At 34.7% G+C, this 22,916-nt stretch carries 20 protein-coding genes; all 20 read right to left on the bottom strand.

All coding sequences use genetic code 11. The features are described 5' to 3' along the window. Positions 1–37: 37 nt before the first annotated feature. The 20 genes from liaX to ftsE all read right to left on the bottom strand — a co-directional run bounded on the left by liaX (position 38) and on the right by ftsE (position 22,585). Positions 38–1,630 carry a daptomycin-sensing surface protein LiaX gene (liaX, locus tag BR65_RS11055; protein WP_034538193.1) on the bottom strand — a complete coding sequence of 531 codons (1,593 nt, stop codon included), beginning with the start codon at positions 1,628–1,630 and terminating at the stop codon, positions 38–40. 304 nt (positions 1,631–1,934) lie between these two features. Further along, positions 1,935–4,778: an excinuclease ABC subunit UvrA gene (gene uvrA, locus BR65_RS11050; protein WP_023176843.1), complete on the bottom strand. Its 2,844-nt coding sequence runs from the start codon at positions 4,776–4,778 to the stop codon at positions 1,935–1,937. Between the two features lie 150 nt (positions 4,779–4,928). Further along, positions 4,929–5,573, bottom strand: a complete 645-nt coding sequence (locus BR65_RS11045; protein ID WP_023176841.1) for an HD domain-containing protein — start codon at positions 5,571–5,573, stop codon at positions 4,929–4,931. A 136-nt stretch (positions 5,574–5,709) separates the two neighbouring features. Next, positions 5,710–6,390 carry a phosphate signaling complex protein PhoU gene (phoU, locus tag BR65_RS11040; protein ID WP_034538192.1) on the bottom strand — a complete coding sequence of 227 codons (681 nt, stop codon included), beginning with the start codon at positions 6,388–6,390 and terminating at the stop codon, positions 5,710–5,712. Positions 6,391–6,431: 41 nt separating this feature from the next. Further along, a complete protein-coding gene (pstB, locus tag BR65_RS11035) occupies positions 6,432–7,196 on the bottom strand; it encodes a phosphate ABC transporter ATP-binding protein PstB (protein WP_023176838.1) in 765 nt (254 codons plus the stop codon). Between the two features lie 11 nt (positions 7,197–7,207). Further along, positions 7,208–8,014: a phosphate ABC transporter ATP-binding protein PstB gene (pstB, locus tag BR65_RS11030; protein WP_034538191.1), complete on the bottom strand. Its 807-nt coding sequence runs from the start codon at positions 8,012–8,014 to the stop codon at positions 7,208–7,210. A 49-nt stretch (positions 8,015–8,063) separates the two neighbouring features. Then, positions 8,064–8,948, bottom strand: a complete 885-nt coding sequence (gene pstA / locus BR65_RS11025; protein WP_034538189.1) for a phosphate ABC transporter permease PstA — start codon at positions 8,946–8,948, stop codon at positions 8,064–8,066. After that, positions 8,948–9,868 (bottom strand): phosphate ABC transporter permease subunit PstC, encoded by a 921-nt coding sequence (pstC, locus tag BR65_RS11020; RefSeq protein WP_023176833.1) that lies wholly within the window; start codon positions 9,866–9,868, stop codon positions 8,948–8,950. Before pstC (BR65_RS11020) ends, pstA (BR65_RS11025) begins: the two co-directional genes overlap by 1 nt. 115 nt (positions 9,869–9,983) lie before the next feature. Continuing rightward, positions 9,984–10,847 carry a phosphate ABC transporter substrate-binding protein PstS family protein gene (locus BR65_RS11015; RefSeq protein ID WP_034538187.1) on the bottom strand — a complete coding sequence of 288 codons (864 nt, stop codon included), beginning with the start codon at positions 10,845–10,847 and terminating at the stop codon, positions 9,984–9,986. Positions 10,848–11,166: 319 nt separating this feature from the next. Then, a complete protein-coding gene (phoU, locus tag BR65_RS11010) occupies positions 11,167–11,832 on the bottom strand; it encodes a phosphate signaling complex protein PhoU (protein ID WP_023176830.1) in 666 nt (221 codons plus the stop codon). Positions 11,833–11,861: 29 nt separating this feature from the next. Further along, complete coding sequence (gene pstB, locus BR65_RS11005; protein ID WP_034538185.1) at positions 11,862–12,614, bottom strand: phosphate ABC transporter ATP-binding protein PstB; 753 nt, start codon at positions 12,612–12,614, stop codon at positions 11,862–11,864. Then, complete coding sequence (pstA, locus tag BR65_RS11000; protein WP_034538182.1) at positions 12,614–13,429, bottom strand: phosphate ABC transporter permease PstA; 816 nt, start codon at positions 13,427–13,429, stop codon at positions 12,614–12,616. Before pstA (BR65_RS11000) ends, pstB (BR65_RS11005) begins: the two co-directional genes overlap by 1 nt. A 2-nt stretch (positions 13,430–13,431) precedes the next feature. After that, the gene (gene pstC, locus BR65_RS10995; RefSeq protein ID WP_034538180.1) at positions 13,432–14,292 is read right to left on the bottom strand and encodes a phosphate ABC transporter permease subunit PstC; all 861 of its coding nucleotides are present in this window, start codon (positions 14,290–14,292) and stop codon (positions 13,432–13,434) included. Between the two features lie 236 nt (positions 14,293–14,528). Then, positions 14,529–15,431: a substrate-binding domain-containing protein gene (locus tag BR65_RS10990; RefSeq protein WP_023176822.1), complete on the bottom strand. Its 903-nt coding sequence runs from the start codon at positions 15,429–15,431 to the stop codon at positions 14,529–14,531. A gap of 242 nt (positions 15,432–15,673) precedes the next feature. Next, a complete protein-coding gene (pnpS, locus tag BR65_RS10985; protein WP_034538177.1) occupies positions 15,674–17,452 on the bottom strand; it encodes a two-component system histidine kinase PnpS in 1,779 nt (592 codons plus the stop codon). Continuing rightward, positions 17,449–18,177, bottom strand: coding sequence for a response regulator transcription factor (locus BR65_RS10980; protein WP_023176818.1), 729 nt, complete (start codon positions 18,175–18,177; stop codon positions 17,449–17,451). Before BR65_RS10980 ends, pnpS begins: the two co-directional genes overlap by 4 nt. 55 nt (positions 18,178–18,232) lie before the next feature. Beyond that, positions 18,233–19,411, bottom strand: coding sequence for a PDZ domain-containing protein (locus BR65_RS10975; RefSeq protein WP_023176817.1), 1,179 nt, complete (start codon positions 19,409–19,411; stop codon positions 18,233–18,235). A 358-nt stretch (positions 19,412–19,769) separates the two neighbouring features. Next, positions 19,770–20,966 carry a C40 family peptidase gene (locus BR65_RS10970; RefSeq protein WP_034538175.1) on the bottom strand — a complete coding sequence of 399 codons (1,197 nt, stop codon included), beginning with the start codon at positions 20,964–20,966 and terminating at the stop codon, positions 19,770–19,772. Between the two features lie 55 nt (positions 20,967–21,021). Further along, entirely contained in the window at positions 21,022–21,909 is an 888-nt protein-coding gene (ftsX, locus tag BR65_RS10965; protein WP_023176814.1) for a permease-like cell division protein FtsX, read from the bottom strand. Then, complete coding sequence (ftsE, locus tag BR65_RS10960; protein ID WP_023176813.1) at positions 21,899–22,585, bottom strand: cell division ATP-binding protein FtsE; 687 nt, start codon at positions 22,583–22,585, stop codon at positions 21,899–21,901. The genes ftsX and ftsE overlap by 11 nt, the downstream gene beginning before the upstream one ends. Positions 22,586–22,916: the final 331 nt, after the last annotated feature.

Genomic DNA, 22,916 nt, shown 5'->3' with positions numbered 1-22,916 from the left:
CCTCTCTTGGTTAGTTGTAAACTTTCTTTTTTATACATTATTCTGCTTCTTTTAATAAAATATTTCCAGTTGTTGTTTCTAATTTTAATACCAATAGTTGCGTATCTGCTACTCTTCTAAATTCTAACAATTGACTTGTACGGTCTTTTCTTTCTTTAAGTGTTTCAAGGTGATCGATACGGTGTTGAATCGTTCCTAAATTACTTTTCGCTTCGCCTTCTACACTGTAGTTTTTAGGGAAGGATACTTTCACACTGCCATTTACAGAAGAAGCGTCCATACGAGTTAAATCGTCACCTTCTAAAGACACTTTTACTGTTCCATTAACGGTTGAAAGATTTCCGCTCTTAATATTTCCACGTGTAACAATTCCGCCATTTACACTTTTTACCATTAAATCTCTCACAGTACTATCTAACACAGTGACTGTTCCATTGACTCCATCAGTTTCTAGCATGGTAGCAGTCAGATTTTGGAAGAAAACATTTCCGTTTGTACATTTAACATAGAAATCTTTCCCTTCAAATACTTCAAATTTCACATTTCCATTTAAAAGATTGATAGCTGTATAATCATACATTCTTTCAGGAAGATAAAAAACTAAATCACAACGTATACGTTTATTTGGTACGTGGAATAACATTTTTTCATCTGTTACTTCAACAGTACTCCGTTTTTGGAAAGCTTCTAGAGGAGTAACTGTATCTAATTTACCATAAATCTTAATATCTGCTTCAATTTTGATATCTTGGCTATCCCAATTTTTAAATAATACGTTCCCGTTTGCAACTTTTACATCAATAATGGATGCAGAACTTTCAGGATAATGAAATTCATGGGTAAATTTAGTTGAAGCTAAACCAGGAACACGAACATTTACATCTTTCCAATCCATGTTTTCCATTACTGTAGAGAAAGTTTCTTTCATAAATTTACCGAATTGGTTACCTGTATCGACTACTTTACCAGTAACTTGATTCAACGTTTCATTTGCTGTTTCTTTCCAGTCTTCTGGTATCTCGAATTTTTCTGAAATTTGTTTCTTTTGAGTTCCCCATTGTTTTCTTTTTATCGTTTTTAAATGGTCCTCTAATTCAGTTTTGTCTTCTTCTAAATCTTCGAGTTGAGCCTTTAATTCGTCAATTTCATTTTTCATTCGATTCATTTCAGGCATTTTTTCAGAATCTAACTCATCTAAATCTTCCTTCGTTTCAAGTACCATCAGTTTTTCTTGTACTAATCTAAGTTTGCTTTTGATTGTCGCAATTTCCAGATTTTTTTCATCTATTTTAACGGAATAAGTTGAGGCTTCATTTGATAAGCTCTCTAGAATTTTTTCAAGCTGTTCACGATCTTTTTGTTCTTCCTTAGAGAGCACTTCATCTTGATCCTCTTCTTCAGGGTTTGGAAATTCTGGATCATGTGACGGTTCTTCATGATGAGCTTCTTCAGGTTTTTTAGGTGGAATCGGTGGTGTCGGTTTGTGTTCTTCATTCTGAGCATGTGTTTGTTCTTTTTTAATAGCTTCTTTGCCTTCTTTTTTTGCTGCATTTTCCAGCAGAACTAAAGCTTCTTCAGTAGAGATAATTCCTTGTTTAACTAATTCGAGTATTCTTTCTCTTTGTTTCATGTTCATTTCCTCCTTAATATTTTCCAGTTTATCTAATAGTAATTGACTTATAATAGTAATGGTTGCATGCTTTTTTTATACTATGCCTTGTTTATATTATTATTATGCGTCATCCAAGTAAATTTGTCATAGGACTTAAGTACGATTTTACTGTCGTTACATAGTCTGAACACTAAGCGGGAGGTCAATACTTTCATATTCAGTTTAACATGAAAGTATTTTTTTATAAAAAGAAACAACTAAAAAAGATACATCCAATTATAACCTAGACGGATGTATCTTTTTTTGGTGTTAGTCTATCCCGTTACATTTTTTCACGTTTTTTATCTCTTTTTAGAATGTCATTCAGGTACTGACCAGTAAAACTTTTCTTAACTTTTGCAACTTCTTCTGGTGTACCCGTAGCGATAATAGTACCGCCGCCAGCTCCGCCTTCTGGACCCAGGTCAATAATATAATCGGCTGTTTTAATAACATCAAGATTATGTTCGATAACTAATACAGTATTTCCAGCCTCTACTAATCGATTCAATACTACTAATAAACGGGCAATATCATCTGTATGCAATCCTGTTGTCGGTTCATCTAGGATATAAAAATTGCTTCCATTAGAACTTTTTCGTAATTCACTTGCTAGTTTCATCCGCTGAGCTTCCCCACCAGATAGTGTCGTAGCAGGTTGTCCAAGAGTTACATAACCTAAACCGACATCAATAATCGTTTGGATTTTTTTACGGATTTTTGGCACATTCTCGAAAAATACAACTGCTTCTTCAACAGTCATATTCAAAATATCAGAAATGTTTTTACCTTTATACTTAACTTCTAAGGTTTCAGAGTTGTAGCGAGTCCCATGACACACTTCACAAGGAACATAGACATCAGGAAGAAAATGCATTTCTATTTTTAAAATACCATCTCCTCTACATGCTTCACAACGTCCACCTTTTACATTAAAACTAAATCGGCCTTTTTTATATCCTCTTATTTTTGCTTCATTTGTTTGAGCAAACAAATCACGAATATCATCAAATACACTCGTATATGTGGCTGGATTACTTCTTGGAGTACGTCCTATTGGGCTTTGGTCAATATCTACTACTTTTTCCAACCCTTCATGCCCTACCATTGATTTATATTTCCCTGGTTTTTGTTTTGACCGATTCAAGTCACGAGACAATGTTTTTTTCAAAACAGAGTTTATTAAAGAACTTTTCCCCGATCCTGAAACACCTGTAACTGCTACAAAACGTCCTAGAGGAATATCAACGTCAACATTTTTCAAGTTATTCTCAGCAGCACCTTTAATGCGAATAGAACCTTTATCTTCTGTCCGACGTTCTTTAGGAACAGGTATGAATCGTTTACCGGACAAATAGGCTCCAGTTAATGATTTCTCATTATTTGCTACTTCATCTGGTGTTCCTATGGCCATGATTTCTCCGCCTTTTTCACCAGCTCCAGGTCCTATATCAATCAAATAATCGGCCGCTCTCATAGTATCTTCATCATGTTCCACAACTATCAATGTATTGCCTAAATCACGCATCTTTTGCAAGGATTCAATCAAACGATTATTGTCTCGTTGGTGCAATCCGATTGAAGGTTCATCTAATATATATAAAACACCTGACAAATTAGACCCAATCTGAGTCGCTAAACGTATGCGCTGAGCTTCTCCACCAGATAACGTTCCAGCCGTTCGACTTAATGTTAAATAATTCAATCCAACATTGCGCAAGAAACTCAAGCGGTCGTTTACTTCTTTCAAGATAGGCTTAGCAATCATCGTTTCTTGCTCAGTCAGAGATAAGTCAGTGAAAAAATTAATTGATTCTTCAATTGGATAGTCACACACTTCACCAATATCTTTACCAGCTACTTTTACAGACAAAGCTTCTGGATTTAATCGTTTCCCTTTACACGTTTGACACGGCAGTTCAGTCATGTACAACCGCATTTGATCTCTTGTAAAATCACTGCTTGTTTCACGGTATCGTCTTTCAATATTAGTTAAAATACCTTCAAAAGGTATATCAACATCACGCACACCGCCAAAATCATTTTTATAATGAAAATGGAACAATTCTCCTTTAGATCCATTTAAAATCACTTCTTGATCTTCCAACGATAATTCTTCAAACGGAATCGTTTGATCAATTTTAAAATGTTTACATGCTTGTGCTAACATTTGAGGGTAATAATTCGAACTGATAGGATTCCAAGGTAAGATAGCACCATCCTTTAATGACAGGCTTCGATCTGGAACAACCAAATCAATATCCACTTCTAATTTTACACCTAATCCATCACAATCCGGACATGAGCCAAACGGTGCGTTAAAAGAAAATAAACGAGGTTCTAATTCTCCAACGGTAAATCCACAATACGGACAAGCATAATGCTCACTAAAAAGAACTTCCTCTAGACCCATGATATCTGCAATAGCGTATCCATCTGCTAAACGCAAAGCAGCTTCAAATGAATCAAATAAACGCGAACGGATCCCTTCTTTTATGACGATCCGGTCAATGACGATTTCAATATCATGCTTTTTATTTTTTTCTAATTCGATTTCATCAGAAACATCATACATTTCTTTATCTACACGGACACGCACATAGCCTTCTGATTTAATTTTTTCAAAGACTTTTTTATGCTGCCCTCTTTTTCCAACAATAACTGGAGCTAAGAGTTGAATTCTCGTACCTTCAGGGTATTCTAATATTCGATCAACCATTTGTTCAACTGATTGGCTAGAAATTTCAGTTCCATCATTTGGACAAATAGGATGGCCAATACGAGCATACAACAGTCTCAAGTAATCATTGATCTCTGTCACTGTACCGACAGTAGAACGTGGATTCTTACTAGTTGTTTTTTGGTCAATTGAAATTGCTGGGCTTAAACCGTCTATGCTGTCTACATCTGGCTTATCCATTTGGCCCAGAAACTGGCGAGCATAAGCTGAAAGGCTTTCGACGTAACGTCGTTGTCCTTCAGCATACAAAGTATCAAAAGCTAGGGAACTTTTACCTGATCCCGATAATCCTGTCACAACAACTAACTTATCTCTGGGTATTGTAACATCAATATTTTTCAGATTATGTGACCGTGCACCTTTAACAGTAATTTTATCATGCGCCATTTGCTTACTTCCTTTTTAGTTATTTTTAACGTTTATCTATCTATATGTTTAGTTTAACGAAAACACAAAAAATAGGATAGCAACATGCACCCTATTATTATCCTATTAGTTTATCATAATTCATTATTTTTAGCGAACGTTTGTTCATATTTAATCATTTATAGCATCTGAAACGATTCTTTGTGTTATTTTTTGTAATTGATCTTGATTTGTAAAGTTTCCACTTAATAGATCAGGCAATACTTCTGTTAAGAAATAATGTGCACTAGCTAGATGTTTAAATTCTAAAATCGTTTTTAAAGACTCTTCATATATCTCAGTAAAGACACGTTCCGGATTTCCTTTTTGGATTTCACCAAATGATTCATAAAGTAAATCTACCTTGTCTGAGACCGATAAAATTTGGCCTTCTAATGTATCATCTTTCCCTTCTTTTAGACGTTCAAAATAAGCTGCTTGAAATTCTGCTGGAATTTCTTTTTTGATAAAATTTTCGGTCATCGAATCTTCTACATCTGCCAACATTTCTCTTAATTCAGGTGTTGCATATTTAACTGGCGTTTTTATATCCCCTATAAACAGTTCTGTGTAGTCATGATTGAGTGCTTTTTCATAAAGTGCGCGCCAATTCACATCATTTCCTGCTTGTTCCTCTACGGTTCCTAAGAACTGAGCAATTTGTGTCACTTTAAAAGAATGTGCTGCCACAGAATGATCCTCATATTTAAACTTTCCAGGACAGCGAAAGATATTTTCTAAATCACTTAAACTTTTAATATATTGATGCATTCCCATTTCACTTCATCCTTCCACATGGTAAATTTTCATTATCCTAACACAGAACACAAAAGAAAGCAAAAGAAGCTTGAGTTCTAAAGTCCTATCCAATAAAACAGAAAAAGACTGGAATAGACTCCAGTCTTTTTCTGTTTTATGTTAAGGGAATATTTTTATTATGAGTATTTAATTCAACGACTTTACCAGAATTTAAATAAACGATCCATTCAGAGATATTCGTCACATAGTCGCCGATTCTCTCTAAGTATCCAGCTACAAGCATGTAATCTGAACCACCTAGTACAATTTCTGAATCAACTTTCATGTGTTCAATACAGTCATGATGGATTTTTTTCGCATCTTTATCTACTGCTCGGTCACTTAAAGCTACTTTTTTAGCTTTTTCAGCATCAAAGTTTACATACGCATCTAAAACCTCTTGAACCATTACCTTAACTTTTTCAGACATTTCAGCAATTTCTGCTTCTACTTCATAAATCCGTTTGTTTCCTTTTACTCGAATAGTTGACTTTGCGATACTAACGGCATGATCTCCCATTCGTTCAAGATCCGCACAAGCTTTCATCACAGTTACGATTTTTCTTAAATCAGTTGTGACAGGTTGTTGCAATGCAATCATCTCGAAACATTGTTTTTCTAAATCAACTTCATGTTTATTAATTTCCACGTCTTGATTGATTACTTCTTGAGCAAGTTCTTTATCATGATTTACAAAAGCTTTTACAGATTTATAAATAGCTTCATTAACCATTTTACCCATTTCGAAAAAATGAACGTGCAAATCATTTAGTTCCTCTTCAAATACGCGTCTCACTTTTCATCACTCCTATACCATTTTCTTAATTATGCAACGAATTATCCAAAACGTCCAGAAATATAATCTTCTGTTTCCTTTTCTCTAGGGCTGGTGAAAATTTGTCTTGTCTCCCCATGCTCAATTAAATGACCATTCAAGAAAAAGGCTGTATTATCTGATATCCTTGAAGCTTGTTGCATATTATGAGTAACAATAATCATTGTGTACTCATTTTTTAGTTCTAATAGCATATTTTCAATCTTAGCGCTTGAGATTGGGTCTAGTGCGCTTGTAGGCTCATCAAGCAGAATAACAGATGGTTCAATTGCTAATACTCGTGCAATACATACCCGTTGTTGTTGTCCACCTGAAAGTGAGAGTGCACTTTTATGCAATTTATCTTTAACATCTTCCCATACAGCTGCTTTTTTCAGACTATCTTCAACAATTGCATCCATTTTTGCTTTGTCTTTCATACCTGCAATTTTCAAACCATAAGCAACATTTTCGTATACAGAAAAAGGAAATGGATTAGGTTGTTGAAATACCATACCAACTTTTTTCCTTAACTCAACAGTATCCATTTTAGGACTGTAGATCTCTTTATTTTCAAACTTTACATTTCCTGTAATTGTTACATTTGGAATTAAATCATTCATACGATTTATGGTTCTTAAAAATGTTGATTTCCCACAACCACTAGGTCCAATTAATGCTGTTATCTCTTTTTCTTTAAAATCTAACGAAACGCCTTTTAATGCTTCATTTTTCCCATAATATAAATGAACATCTTTAGATTCAATAATAAATTTTTCACTGCTCACGGTTTTTCCTCCTAACCAAAATGACCGGATACATAATCTTCTGTTGCTTGAATTTTTGGACGAGTAAATACTTTTCTCGTTTCATCATACTCAATAACATTTCCAACATAAAAGAAAGCTGTATAGTCACTGATTCTTGAAGCTTGTTGCATGTTGTGAGTAACAATAATGATTGAATACTCTTCTTTTAAATGCAACAATGTTTCTTCTACTTGACTAGTAGAAATTGGATCTAGTGCACTAGCTGGTTCATCTAACAACAAAATATCTGGTTTAAGAGCAATCGCTCTTGCAATACAAAGACGTTGTTGTTGTCCACCAGATAAGGCTAAAGCACTCTTATTTAATTGATCTTTTACTTGATCCCATAAAGCTGCTTGTTTTAAACTTGTTTCTACTGCTTCATCTAAAGTATTTTTATCTTTGATTCCGTGTCTTTTTAAAGCAAAAGTAATATTGTCATAAATTGATTTACTAAAAGGATTGGGACGTTGAAATACCATTCCAATATTTTTACGCATTTCATAAACATCGACATTTGAAGCATTCACATCAATGCCTTTATACATAATTTTTCCGGTTACTTTTGCAGACTCAATTTCATCATTCATACGATTTAAAGAACGCAAGTAAGTAGATTTCCCACATCCGCTTGGTCCAATGAGAGAGGTAATCTTATTTTCTTCAAATTCCAGCGAAACACCTTTAATGGCTTCATTTTCTCCATACCATACATGTAGATCTTCAGTGGATAAATCAACACTTTTATTGTCGTTCATTTTTATAATATTTGTCTCTAAGTTAGCTTGATTGGGCATTCCTTAAATCCTCCTTGTCTAACTGAATCCTTATTAAACACTGTGTTTATTAAGCAGAAGTAGCTTTCTTTTGTAGTTTTCTTCCTAAATAACGAGCCACTAAATTAAATAACAATACTGCAATAATTAGAACCGCAGAAGCTCCTGCTGAAACTTGTTCTCCATCCGGCATAACACCTTCACTATTGATTTTCCAGATATGAACAGCTAAAGTCTCAGCTGGTCTCATGATATTTAATGGACTAGTGATTGATTGAGGATTCCAGTTTGTAAAATCTAATGCAGGTGCACTTTGTCCAGCAGTGTAGATCAAAGCAGCTGCTTCACCAAAAATACGCCCTGCTGCTAAAATCATACCAGTTAAAATACCAGGTAATGCTGCAGGCAGAATGATGCGAGTAACGGTTTCCCAACGAGATAATCCTAACGCTAATCCAGCTTCTCTTTGCACGCCTGGTATAGCCTGTAAGGAATCTTCTATCGTTCTTGTTAACAAAGGTAAGTTGAAGATTGTTAACGCCAAAGCTCCAGAAAGGATTGAAAAGCCAAAATCAAATTGGATAACAAAAATCAAGAATCCAAATAGTCCCACAACTACAGACGGTAAAGAACTCAACACTTCTATTGCTGTTCTAATAATATCTGTTAGCCAATTTTGTTTTGCGTACTCTGATAAATAAATAGCCGCTCCCAAAGCTAATGGTGTACTAATAAGCATTGTTAAAAACAATAAATAAAATGAATTGAACAATTGAATTCCGATCCCACCGCCAACTTGAAAAGATTTTGCTGGTTGGGTTAAAAATTCCCAAGAAATCTGTGGTACTCCACGCCATAATATAAAGGCTAGTAAACTGAACAAAATAAGAACAATCATAATAGACAATGCATATAATACGCCGACTGCGAATTTATCCCATTTTTTTGCATTCATTATTTCATAGCCCCTTTCTTACCGATCCAACGCGTTAAGATATTAAAGAATAGCGCCATGACCATTAGAATAAGAGCTAAAGACCAAAGAACATTATTTTCTAATGTGCCCATAACTGTATTTCCCATACTCATGGTTAAAATACTTGTTAACGTTGAAGCTGGTGTAACTAAGCTTCCTGGCATTAAAGCTGCATTACCAATAACCATTTGAACAGCTAAAGCTTCTCCAAACGCACGAGCCATCCCAAAAACAACTGCTGTTAGTAAGCCAGGCATTGCACTTCTTAATACAACTTTATAGATTGTTTGCCATCTGGTTGCACCCATAGCTAATGAGGCTTCACGATAATGTCTGGGTACGGAGTTCAATGCATCGACTGCCATACTTGTTACAGTTGGCAAAATCATAACAAATAATACAAAAGTAGAAGATAAAATACCAAATCCAGTACCTCCAAAAATAGAACGTACAAACGGAACAATAACCGTTAATCCAATAAATCCATAAACAACTGATGGGATTCCCACCAATAATTCAACTACTGGTTGTAAGACTCTTTTACCTGTTGAAGGCGAAATTTCTGTCATAAAAATAGCAGCTCCAATTGCAAAAGGTGTTGCTAATACAGCTGATAACAATGTTACTAAAAATGATCCGGTAATCATTGGAAGTGCTCCTACAAGCGGTTGACCGTCTTCCCCTACATTACCTGGACTCCATACTGAACTTGTTAAAAAGTTCCAAAAAGAAACATCATCTACAAAAAACGTAGAGAGGCCTTTACTTGTAACAAAATATAAAATGGATGCGACTACACATACTATGATAGCGATACAAATAAAACTAATACTTTTTCCTATTTTTTCCAGTCTGCCTTTTTTTGAGTTTCCAAGTAATCTTTCTTGAATCTCTTCCAAAAGAAACCCTCCTCTTTTTTCAAATCTAACAAATTGAAAGACGGCTTTTCATATCGAACAGTCGTCTTTACTGGTATGGCATCACTTCTGTTGTTGATGGCCATTATTCATTCGTTTACTCTACGGGGATTGTATTTCCCTCAACATCTCGTTGAATTTCCATTTGGCTAGTCGGAATGTATCCTAATGCTTCAATCAGTGTTGATTGGATCTCTTCAGATAAAATATAGTCAAGAAAATCCTTTGTTAAACCAGTTGGTTCCCCATTCGTATACATATGTTCATAAGACCAAATTGGCCAATCATTTGTTTTTACATTTTCATCTTTTGGTTCTACTCCATCTATCGATAAAGCAACAACATCATCATTTACATATGAGAAAGCAACGTAACTGATTGTACCAGGAGTATTGGCAACAATTTGGCGCACTGTCCCACTAGATTCTTGTTCTTGTGTAATAATACTATTTTGACCTTCTTCTAAAACCCATTGTTCAAATGTTGCACGTGTTCCACTACCAGATGCACGATTTAATACCGTTATCGGCAGATCATTTCCGCCTAGTTCTGACCAATTCGTTATTTTCCCTGTAAATATTTTATTTAACTCTTCTATACTGATATCTGTAACTCCAGTGCCGGGTGTAACGATCGGTGTGATTCCTACAACAGCTACACGATGATCCACTAATTTAGAAGCATCTATGCCGTCTTTTTCTTCAGCAAAAATATCCGAATTCCCTATTTCTACAGCATCTGCAGCGATTTGGCTCAGACCTGTTCCACTACCTCCGCCTTGTACATTAATAAACTTCCCAATATTTTCAGAACTGTATTGTTCACCGGCAGCTTCCACAAGTGGTTGCAAAGCAGAGGATCCGACTGCAGTAATGGATTCTTCTTCTACTACAGGTCCACATGCCGTTAGAATAAATCCAAACGCAAGGGTTAACATAAGCCGACTATTTTTTAGTTTCATTTTATACCTCCTAGGCATTTACCTAAATTACATACTTCTTAATAATAACGTAATCTCAAAAAAGTTAAATAGGGTAATTGTAAAGTTTGTGTAAAGGCACATTACACCTTATTATTATTCTAACTTTTTTAAAATAAAAGAGCAAAGAAAAAAGCGCCAAAACAGAGTTTTCTCTGTATTCTGACGCTTTACATCTTCTTTGCTTACCCAATCATTAAAAAGCTAAAATGAGAATTTTTTTACTTTCTCCCAATTTTATTTGCACTTAATTTTTATTAAACTCCTCATTGATTTTTCAACAAAAGCTTTTATCTAAAACTCACTTTTTACTTGTATTCAATTCAACTACTTTACCTGTTTTTAAATAGACGATCCATTCGCAAATATTAGTCACGTAATCACCGATACGTTTTAAATACCTTGCTACTAACATATAATCTGTAGCACCTAAAACTAATTCAGAATCTACTTTCATTTCATCAATGCATTGTTGGTAGATCGCATAAAATTCATTGTCTATATCGTTAATAGCCGTCGCTAACTCTTTAGCCTTATTGGCATCTTCTTTAATATAGGCTTCTAACACACCTTCAACCATTACTTTTACTTTTTCTGAGAGTTGAGCGATATCCGCTTCGACTTGTGGTACTCGTTTTGTCCCTTTAACTCGAATAGTAGATTTTGCCACACTTACTGCATGATCTCCCATTCTTTCTAAATCAGCACTTGCTTTCATTACTGTCACTATTTTTCTTAAGTCACTTGTAACAGGTTGTTGCAATGCAATCAGTTCAAAGCATTTTTTCTCTAACTCAGTTTCTCGTGCATTGATCACTACATCGTTTTCGATAACTTGTTGGGCTAATTCTTTATCGTGGTTAGTAAATGCTTTAACTGATTTATAGATGGCTTCATTCACCATCATACCCATTTCTGAAAAATGAACATGTAAATTGGCAAGTTCTTCTTCATATATTTTCCTCAATTTATTTCCTCCATTTTCTAGTTTAATGATTATCCAAAACGACCAGAAATATAATCTTCTGTTTCTTTTTGTTGCGGATTTGTGAAAATCTTTCTCGTTTCTCCGGTCTCGACGATTTTCCCATTTAAGAAAAAGGCTGTTTTATCTGAAACACGAGAAGCTTGCTGCATGTTATGCGTCACCATTACGATTGTATAATTTTCTTTTAAAACTGTCACTAGTTCTTCAATTTTAGCAGTCGAAATCGGATCTAATGCACTTGTGGGTTCATCCATCAATAAGATTTCAGGTTCAACCGCTAGTGCACGTGCGATGCAGATCCGTTGTTGTTGGCCACCGGATAAAGACAACGCATTTTTTTTCAAATCATTTTTTACTTCTTCCCAAATGGCAGCTCCTCTGAGGCTTTTTTCAACTAACGCATCTAGCGTCTTCTTATCTTTGATGCCATGTGTTCTCGGTCCATAAGCAATATTATCATAGATGCTCATTGGAAATGGATTAGGTTGTTGAAAAACCATACCAACTTTTTTTCGCAATACATTAACATCAAAGTCTTTCTTGTAGATATCTTCTTCATCTAAAAGGATATCTCCTTTAATCTTACATCCTTCAATTAAATCATTCATTCGATTCAAACTTTTGATCAGCGTTGATTTTCCACAACCAGATGGTCCAATAAAGGCTGTAATTTGATTTTTAGGAATTTCTAAATTCACATTGTGCAACGCTTGAAAATCATCATAAAATAGATTCATATTTTTTATACTTAGTTTACTCATTATTTTGTCCCCTTTGTCAGTCTATTGCTCAAGAATGTTGACAACCCATTAATGATTAAAACAAATAAAATCAGAATGACCCCAGTCGCGTATGATTCGTTTACATGCATGCCTTCACTGGATAGAACATACATGTGCAGAGCCAAAGTTCTTCCTGAAGAGAATAGACCGCTTGGCAAATTTGTTGAACTTCCTAATGTATACAATAGCGCCGCGGTTTCTCCAACTACTCTTCCACTTGCTAGAATAACTCCAGATAAGATACCTGGCATAGCAACTGGCAGAATAACTTTGAAAATCGTTCTCAATTTCCCTGCTCCTAGAGCAAAACTTGCTTCCCTCAATGAATCATTTACTGATAATAATGCCTCTTCCGTTGAACGAATGATCAACGGTAAAACCATAATGGTTGACGTTAATACTCCAGCTAAAACAGAATACTGAAAGTTTAGGAAAGTAACGAAAAACAACATCCCAAACAACCCGTAGACGATCGAAGGTACAGCCGCTAAAGTATCTGTCGCAATACGGATCAGACCAACAGCTTTGTTTCCTTTTTTAGCGTATTCAACTAGATAGAACCCTGTAAATACACCAATAGGAGTTGCTATCAGTAATGTCATACCTACTACAATAAGTGTTGTAATCAATGATGGCATTAATGATACATTGTCAGTTGTGTACTTCCATGCAAACATTTCAGGAGTAAGAAATGGAATCCCTTTAATTAAGATAAATAATACAATGTAAAATAAAGATCCAAAAGTTAAGGCTGCTGCTGTATAAATTAGACCTCTCATTAATTTACTAGCCATGATTATCTAGCCCCCTTTTTCTTAATGATCAAGAAAGTACCATTAATAATCAAGATGAATACAAACAGTACAACTGCAGTTGCAATAAGGGCTTCTCTATGTGAACCACTTGCATAAGCCATTTCTAATACGATATTTGTTGTTAAAGTTCTCACACCTAACGTTAAACTCTCCGGCATGATAGGCTGATTTCCAGCAATTAACACGACAGCCATTGTTTCGCCAATAGCACGCCCAATTCCTAGAATAACAGACGAAATGATACCTGATTTAGCAGCTGGAACGACTACTTTCATGACAGACCGTTCATGGGTAGCACCTAATGCCATACTCCCAGTATAGTAACTTCTGGGAACTGCTCGAATAGAAGATTCGGATAATCCAATTATCGTAGGAAGAATCATGATTCCTAATAACAGGATAGCCGTCAGCATGTTCATACCTGTTCCGCCAACTAAATGACGCATGATAGGAACGATTGCTTGTAAAGCAAAGAATCCATAGACAATAGATGGAATAGCAGCCATCAAGTTAACAGCCGGTTTCAAAATTTTATGCAGCCACACTGGACAAAACTCTGCCATAAAAATAGATGTCAAGATACCGATAGGCACACCAACAATAATTGCACCTAAAGTCACTGCTAAGGATCCCATGATCATTGGTAAGATGCCAAACGATGCAGGTGTATTAGAAGGTGCCCATTTTTGACCAAATAAAAAGTCTAGCACTCCATATTCCACCATAAAAGGAACGCCGCCTGCAAAAATAAAGATGCAGATTAAAACGATAGCTAAGACTGATGTCAATGCAGATACAAAAAAAACACCTTTCATAAACCCATCTAATTTTTTCGTCTTCATATTGTTCTCCTTTAACATAAAACAGAATAAATCATTCATAAATACAGTCCTTTTCACTTGTATTTATGGATAATTGTAAATTTTTTACCTACTTTTATCCCCATACATGAAAAACCAACCTATCTTGATTTATATCAGTTGATAGGTTGGATTCATTTGTCAATTTCCCAATTGACTGAAACTCATTTTCATAAAAAAACCAGAAGAGTTCTGGTTCTTTTTATTTTACCTAATGATTATTTAGAAACTTCATCCCAAGTTGTCACTTCACCTGTAAAGATTTGTTTAACTTGTTCCATTGTCAAATCTTCGATTGTATTTTCAGGATTTACAACTACAGCAATACCGTCAATTGCTAGTGGTTCAGCAGTCAATACGTCTAATTCTTCATCTTTAAGTTCACGAGAAGCCATCCCGATATCAGCTGAGCCGTCCATTGCAGCAGTCATACCAGCAGAAGAACCGTTTGATGTGATATCGATCGTCACTTCTGGATTAAGAGCTGTATATTCTTCAACTAAAACTTCCATTACTGGTGTCACAGAAGTTGATCCCACAACACTGATATTGCCTGACATCCCTTCTGTTGCTTCATATGCAGGTGCATCTGTTACTGCTTCTACATAACCTTCGCCTACAACGATTTCTTGTCCTTCAGCACTCATGATATAACTCCAGAAATCTTCTGCTACTTCGCTTAATTCACCATTATGAGCAATATTGAATGGTCGAGCGATTGCATATGAACTATCTTGTACTGTCTCGGCAGTTGCTTCTACTCCTTCAATGGTAACAGCTTTAATGCTGTCATCTAATGACCCTAATGAGATGTACCCAATGGATGCAGGATCTCCAGCAACTGTTGTCATAACGCCGCTTGTACTATTTTGAATGGTTGCTCCAGAATAAGTGTTGTCTGTTTCAGTATCTCCTTCAGAAACAAGTACTCCTGTAATTTCTGTGAAAGCTCCACGAGTACCAGACCCATCTTCTCTTGAAATTACATTAATCGTTTGTGAAGTATCAAATCCTTCTGCATTTTCTGAAGAGCCTGATGAACTAGAATCTGCTCCGCATGCTGCTAATGCTAAACCTGCTCCTAATGTTAAAGTTAATTTTGATAGTTTTGTAATTGTCATTTTTCCCATCCTTTATAATAATAGTGTTGGACATTTCCATCCTCGTCCACATAAGTTATCTTAACGAATGAATATTAATTTTACTCTCCCCTTTATGTAATGTTTCTGTTGATATTTGTAAAGAATATAAAGATTTTGTAAAGGTTGTTTATCTGTTTATGCACACTAAAAAAAGAGCCTTGAGAAAATCTCAAGACTCTTTAAAAATCAGATTATTTACTTCATCTATGCATTAACGAACTCTACTCATTGGGATGAATCGGTAGTTTGACGATAAATGTCGTTCCTAAACCAAGTTTGCTTTCAACAGATATAGATCCATTTAAGTTTTCAATTAGGTATTTAACAATGGATAAACCTAAACCTGTTCCACCGGAATTCCGGCTGCGAGCTTTATCTACTCTATAAAAACGTTCAAAAATTCGATCTTGCTCATCTTCAGGTATTCCTATTCCATTATCTGATACCCTAATAACTGCATAATCATTTTCTTTTTTTATTGTAACCGTTACTTTCCCTTTTTCTTGTGTATAGACTACTGCATTGTTGATTAGATTAGCGAGTATTTGTTTCAAACGACTGCTGTCACCAGTAATAAGCAAGTTATCTTCTTCAATGACATTAAGTTTCATTTGTTTATTATCGGCTGTTTGTTTAACCAGTTGAATAGTTGATAGGACTGTTTCTGTAAGATTGATCTCTTGTATATTCATTGGAACTTGTTTTTGTTCCAATTTTGACAATTCAAGGATATCATTCACTAAAAAGTCTAATCGACTGCTTTCAGCTAACATAATTTCCAAAAATTGTTTCAATACTTCCTTATCCTCCATCGCTCCATCTAATAACGTTTCGGAAAAACCTTTAAGCGCAGTAATTGGAGTCTTTAATTCGTGTGAAGCATTCGTTACAAAATCAGTACGGACTTTTTCAAGCCTCCTAATTTCAGTAATGTCATACAATAGTACAATCAAATTTTGTTCTCCTGGTTCTTTACCGTCTATCGGAACAATATTCGCGTCTACAATTTTATCTTGCGGGTAATAAAAATAAATCTCATCATTTTGTTTTTCATTTTTTTGATAAGCCATTTCAATCATATGGCTTAATCCATAACTTTTTGTTGCTTCTACATAAGAATTTCCAATAAGATGGGTAATGTCTTCGCCTAAAATAGTACTCATAGCCGGATTTACCATTTTTATCGTTCGATGATCATCGATCAACATCACACCAATAACCAGATGATTAACTAATTCATATAGACGTTTGTCATTTTGAACAATTTCTTGCGTTTGTTCTTCTAAATTTGTAGCTAATTCATTGACCGTATCTCCTAAATCTGCAACTTCTCCATAAGCCGTTCCGGTATAGCGAACATCATATCGTTTATCCGAAAGATTTTTAGCTACATCCATAATATCATTGATCGGTTTAGCTATGCGTTTAGTAATAATAAAAGTAACCAGTGTAGTCAAAATAAAGGCAAGTAAACTAAAGATCAAAAGAGACTGTTTTATCTGTTCATTGATTTGGTTAATGTCCGCAACTGGTCTAGATAAGCGCAGCACACCTATCAACTCATCTTGAGACCCCATCAATGGGACAGCCACATAATACAAATTTTCGTTCGTACTTTCACTTTCGCGAATAGATATCCCAGTTTTTTCTCCATTTAATACCGCTTGAAATTCTTCACGATCACTATGATTTTCCAATGCTGCTTTATTAGCAGCTGAATCATAAACCACAACACCTGACAAATCGATAACAGTTAATCTTTCTTCATCTAGTATTTCAAGTTTTGTTAACTGACTTATAGCAGATTCAAGATCTATTGAATTTTCTCCATTTACATAGAGCAGATCAGCTATTGTTTTGGTTTGTTTGATCAAGGCTTCTTCTTGACTTTTTTGAGCATAATCCTGTAATAAATTAGTTGAGAAAACACCAATAGAAATACTAAATAAAGTGAATAAGACAATAAAAACAGTTAATATTCGAAACTGAAGTTTCTTCATTTTTTTGGAGCCTCAAATTTATAACCGAAACCTCTAACTGTTCGGATATAACTAGGATTTTTTGTGTCTACTTCTATTTTCTCTCTTAAGTGACTGATATGCACATCCACAATCCGTGTTTCTCCAGCATAATCAAAATTCCAAATAGCATCCAACAATTGTTCACGGCTTAAAATACGATTGATTCGCTTAATCATATAAATCAATAATTCAAATTCTTTTGGAGTAACATCGATTTTTTCTCCCCTGACCACTACTTCATATTGGCTAGGATCTATTTGGATATCGCCTACATTGATCAATTCATCTTGCTTATCTCTATCTTCAACATTGCTTAAAGCTTCTTCTGCTTTACTTTTACTGGTCATACGTCTCATAATAGCTTTCATTCTCGCAAGTACTTCACGAGGGCTAAAAGGCTTTGTCATATAATCATCAGCGCCTAATTCAAGACCGATAATTTTTTCTAATTCATCATCTTTAGCTGTCAACATCATGATTGGAGCTTCAACTTTTTCTTGCCTAAGTTTTTTACAAATATCCATGCCTCCCATTGACGGAAGCATTAAATCTAAAATAATAAAATCATATGGATGGGCTATAGCCATCTCATACCCTTCCAATCCATCTAAAGCTGTATCTACTTGGTAACCCTCTTTTTCTAAATTAAAAGCTAGCAGCGTCAAAATAGATTGTTCATCATCGACAATTAACACTTTTTTCATTTTTTATCCCGCCTATACAGAATTTTTAGTTTAAGTCTACTTCTTTCATATTGAGCTACTTCCCTAAAATAACTACTCCAATCTCATGTGGAGAATCTGCATAAATAGCCGTTTCAGTTAAACGAAGTTCGCCATCTACACCTTTAACTTTTAAATGGCAATAAACACTATTTTTTGATAAAGCTTGATAAAAATCATTCTCATTTTCGATAGGATCATTATTGCACTCAATAATGGTATCTCCAACAACTAAATTCATTTTTTCTGCTGGTGTACTTGGACGAATCCCAATGACCTTTATTCCTTTATCAGCGGGACCATAAAGAAAACTCCAATGTTTTTCACGTATACGGTGCCGATATAACACGCTTAGTCCTCCAATAATTAAAAAGATAAATCCAGCAATGGAAGCATAAGGAATCCAAATGGAACTAATAGCAATAATTAAAGCCACTCCGGTCAATAACATTAAATCCTTGACCAATTTTGAAATAGCAACTTTGGGTATTTGTGACTGCACCGTAAATTGAAAACCTATCAAAACGGGCAGCCAAAAGAAAGAGTAGTTTTCATTTCCAATTGAAAAGACTGGCCACCAACTAAAAAATGCTTGAAATCCATTTCCTGGAACGACCAATAACAGTGGCAAGACCCAAAAAGGTTTTATAGGGTATTTCGCAATTCGCTTACCTCGCTTCGTATTCAAAAAACGTGCTGATAAATGATTTCCAGATTTTCTCTTGATCGTAAAAATAGATGTCGCTAATAAAAACAAGAGGATAATAAACAAGTTAGTAAATAATTGTGTTCCACTGAACTCGATTTGACTTAACGGATGGTACCAATTTGTTGGTAAAAAAGAGAAATCACTACTCTCTAAAAAAAATGGTAATCCTATAAGAAGTAACGAACTAATTGAAAACGTAAATAAAGGATGAACAAAACGATAGCCAAAAAACAAACTTATAATTGTTACGATTTGATACAAAATAATCCAGTCCATCGTAACTGGAACTCCAATAAGCGTTAAAAGAACCGATCCAATCACTCCAAAAAGAAGTCCAACTAATAAATAGTTTTTGATCTCGTATAATGTATTATAGATTGCTACGCGATGATTGCTTCTTTCATGATTGATCCTACGATAACTTGTCCAAATTGCAACTACCAATCCAACGATAAACGTAGGTTGAATAAAAAATAGCGCTAGCATAATAAAAAAATTTGCCACCATTTGTCTCTACCCCTTTTCTACTTCTTTTTCTATTTTATCAAACTACTTCAACATAATCACGAATTTATCCGTTTCTAAATATAGTTTACATGATTTTTACATTGAATAGCAGTTTATATTGATTTTTTATTTTTACTCCAAAAAAAAGAGCAGTATAATAAGTAGTTTTAAAACTTTAAACTACATGCAATTCTTATCCTATCAGCACTATAATTACTATGTAACTAAAAAAAACCAATCACTAACAGGAAGTTAGCGATTGGTTTAAAATCGTTTTGGGGAAACGGTAGAATATATTTACATTAATTTAGTTTAATGACTAATTTAGTTTAATGACTAATTTAGTTTAATGACTAATTTAGTTGATACGTCCAAATCCAACTAAGTATTGAGCCCAGTAAGCTTGGCTGATTGTTGTAACAGCTACACCTGATGAAGATTGAGAACCGATAAACTGATTGTTTCCAAGATAGATACCAACATGGTCAATACTTCCTGTTTGATTGAAGAATACTAAATCGCCAGGTTGCGCTTCAGATTGTGAAACCTTAGTTGAAGCCGCATACTGAGCACCAGCTGTACGTGGAAGATTGATTCCAGCAGCAGAAAATGCATACATAGTAAAACCAGAACAGTCAAAACCACTAGTACTTGTTCCGCCGTATAAATAAGGTGTTCCTATAACTCCATAAGCAGCATTTTTAATTGTTGTCCATGAATCATTTGAAGTTGTTGCTTTTTTTGTTTCAACAGCTTTTTCAGTTGCTGCTGGTTTAGCCGTTACTTCTGAAGCAACTGTTGTTTTTGTAGAAACTGTTTCAACTGATGCTGAAGAGTTACTAGTTGCAGTTGTTTTTACAAGTGCTAACTCTTCTGCTCCTTTTTCAGCTGCTGCTTTAACAGCCAAGAATTTTTCTTTTTCATTTTCTACTACAGATTTTTCAGCTGCAATTGATGCAACAACTGCTTCTTTTTCTAATTTTTGTTGTTCTAAATCTGTTTTAGATGCTTCTAATTTTGCAGCTAATAGTGTTTGTTCTTCTACTTTTTCTTCAGTTTCATTTTGTTTTGCAACTACAGCATCTTGATCAGCTGCTTGTGCTTCAACTAAACTTTGATTTGCAGATACGATTTGAGAAACAACACCCACACGTCCAAGAACGTCAGAAATAGATTCAGCGTTTAAAAGAAAATCAACAAAGTTGCGGCTATCCCCGTCTACTTGTACAGAACGTGCTTGTTCTTCCAACTTAGCTTCGCGTTTTTCAATCGCTGATTTCAAGTTAGTAATTTGTTCTTCTAGAACTTTCATACTCGTTTGTGTTTCTTGCATATCTGCTACCAATGATTCAGCTTTCTTTTCATTGTCTGCAATAGTTGCAGTGATAGTTGATAATTGAGATTCTGCTGTTGCTTCTTTATTTTCTAGATCCACCAATTTTTCTGTAGATGCTTTAATGTCCTCGTCTGTACTTGCAAATGCTGTAATAGGAGCAATGTAAGTTGAGAACCCTAATGCTGCTACTAAAGCTAAATTAATAAATTTCTTATTCAATGTTGTTTTCCCCCGTTTTCCCCAATGATTTAATTTTTATCTTTCATTACATTTATTATACTTTTAAGAATTTTCTAATGGACATGAATGATCCGATTGCACCAATAACAATACCGATTGCCAACATTAATCCTCCAACTTGGAATAAAAATGGATTTGGTGTTAACAATGCAAAATAGGTTCCATCTAAGAAATCTGTTCCTACATTAAATGCAGCTACATAAACAAAACTTAGAATAGCAACAGGTATAATCGCACCAATAAGTCCGATTAATGCTCCTTCAATTAAGAATGGCCATCTAATGTACCAGTTTGTTGCACCTACTAATTTCATGATTTCAATTTCAGTACGTCGTGAGAAAATAGTGATTCGAATCGTATTTGAAATTAAGAATACCGCTGTTAAAATCAACGCAATGATGACAACAGCACCGACATTACGAACAGTATTTACTGTTCTAAATAAGTTATCTGCCGTAGCTCCACCATAGTTTACTTGAGTGACATATTCTAATGCTTCAATTTCTTTTGCTACGGGCGCTGTGTTTTCTGGAATATCTGTATTTACAATGAAGACATCATATAAAGGATTGTCGTCTCCATCAAACAAATTAAACTCATCACCATAACTACCAACTACTTGCTCCAATTCATTTTCACGACTTGAAAATTCAACTGAATCAACATGTTCAAATGATTCTAATTCCGATTGGAGTTGTTTTTGTTGTTCTTCATTTGCAGCTAAATCAATGTAAACTCTGACACTTACATCATTTTCAATATCTGTAGCCAGTTTATTAACATTCATTAACATGGCAATAAATGACCCTACTAATAGTAGCGTTACTGTTACAGCACTTACAGCAGCAATAGACATCCAACCATTTCTTTTCAAACTTTTAAAACTATCTATAACGTGTCTTTTTGCTGTTCTAAGCTTCATACCCGTAATCTCCTTCCAATTGATCTCGGACGATGCGTCCATTCTCAACCGCAAGAACACGGTGTTTAACGACATTAACGATTTGGCTATTGTGAGTGGCCATAATAACCGTAGTTCCTTGATTACTGATTTCTTCCAATATATTCATGATTTCCCATGAAGTATCTGGGTCAAGGTTACCAGTTGGCTCATCTGCTATTAGAATATGTGGAGTGTTTGCAATGGCTCTGGCTATTGCAATACGTTGCTGCTCTCCACCTGATAATTCATTAGGAAACATACGAACTTTGTGTTTTAATCCTACTAATTCAAGAACTTCTAATACTCTTTTTTGAATAGCTTTAGGATTTTTTTCAACAACTTCCATTGCATAAGCAATGTTTTCATAAACAGTCAATTTAGGAAGCAATTTGAAGTCTTGGAAAACGACTCCTACGTAACGTCTTAAATAGGGAATATTTTTTTCTTTGATTGTCATTAAATCAAAATCGCCTACTTTGATTGTTCCTTTAGTAGCTTTTTCTTCACGATAGATCATCTTAATAAAAGTTGATTTACCAGCACCACTAGGTCCGACAACATATACAAATTCACCTGGTTCAATACGAACAGATAAACCATTAATTGCTGTAATGCCGTTAGGATATTTCTTATAGACATTTAGCATTTCAATCATTTTTTATCACCTAACTTTTATAGTTTCTAGAACTTAATCCAGGTGTTTCTTATACCTTTGAGGCATTTTTCCTCAACGCTTAATCATTATAGCATTATAAAAAATTATGTCAGTTGTATTTTCTTTACAAATTTATTTCATTTTGTATCATTCCTGTAACGTGATTGTTTTATTTTTACATTTTTAATCATTTTACTAGTTTCACCTACTTAAAACATCAAAAAAAGATTGAGAACGTATGTCATTCCCCACTAAAAGATTAAATTCAATGTTTTTTTGGGTTTGACTAGATTTCTTTTGTTACAAATATAAAAAGTCAAACTTCCATAAA

The sequence above is a fragment of the Carnobacterium inhibens subsp. inhibens DSM 13024 genome (assembly GCF_000746825.1).
Classification (GTDB): Bacteria; Bacillota; Bacilli; order Lactobacillales; family Carnobacteriaceae; genus Carnobacterium_B; species Carnobacterium_B inhibens.
The sequence above is the reverse complement of the archived record's forward strand: the minus strand, read 5'-3'. Positions and strand labels throughout refer to the sequence as shown.